This is a genomic window from Rhizobium sp. PRIMUS64 (assembly GCF_023006465.1).
In the GTDB taxonomy this organism is placed as follows: Bacteria; Pseudomonadota; Alphaproteobacteria; order Rhizobiales; family Rhizobiaceae; genus Rhizobium; species Rhizobium leguminosarum.
Genome location: NZ_JALBGX010000311.1, coordinates 1 through 792, shown reverse-complemented (window position 1 = coordinate 792; position 792 = coordinate 1). Strand labels below are relative to the sequence as shown.

At 66.9% G+C, this 792-nt stretch carries 1 pseudogene; it reads right to left on the bottom strand.

Annotated elements, in window-relative coordinates:
* A pseudogene (locus MOV76_RS39290) lies at positions 1-631 on the bottom strand (hypothetical protein); the annotation flags it as partial.
* Between the last annotated feature and the right edge of the window lie 161 nt (positions 632-792).

Below are 792 nucleotides of genomic sequence, written 5' to 3'. Positions count from 1 at the left end.
TCGCCTTTGTGAGGGCGTGCGCACGCCACGCGGCGGTTGCCGCCGGGCTGATGCCGATGCTGCCGTCGTCGTCCAGGCATGCTGTGGTCGGCGACGTCCCCCAGGCTTCCCAGGAGTGCAACAACGGATGGCCGCTCGGCAGCGGTCCCACCGTCCCCAACTTAGCCAGGCACGCTTGCCGCAACGGCAACAGCGCCGAGTAGCGCGGAAACACCACGTCGCCCACCAAGGATGTGGCCTCGCCGGAGATCTGCGGCAGGATCAGCTCCGCGCCTACCGGCGCGTCTTCCGGCACCGCATCTGCGTAGGGATCCGGCTGGCGCTCGAGGAACCGCGTTGCAGCCTGAACTGCGTCCGCAGCGCCGGGAAGAGGATCGGCACGCTGCAATGCAAGCAACGCCGCCCACGTGGGTACATGGCGGAACAGTGGGAAGTCAGCACTTCCCCACCCGCCATCGGCCTGTTGCTGCGCCATGAGCCACGCGTATGCGTTCTGCCGACCGGTGACGTTGCTGCTGAACTGCAAAACGCGCGCCGTGTCGTAAACGGACGGACTCACGCTGCCGCCATCGCGCGTCTCGTTCAGCAGGTGGCGCAATTCAGAAAGGATCTGTTCGGACAGCGCATTCATGCGGGATGTTCCTTCTGCAGGCAGTTGACGAGAAGCAGAATCGGGCGGACGCCGGGCACCGCGGCGGGCCGCGGTGGGCAACCGCTCCGATCTGCGCCGTGGAATCGGACACAATGTAGCATCTAGCGCTGCCGCCGGCCGATCGCAGCGGTACGGCGGCG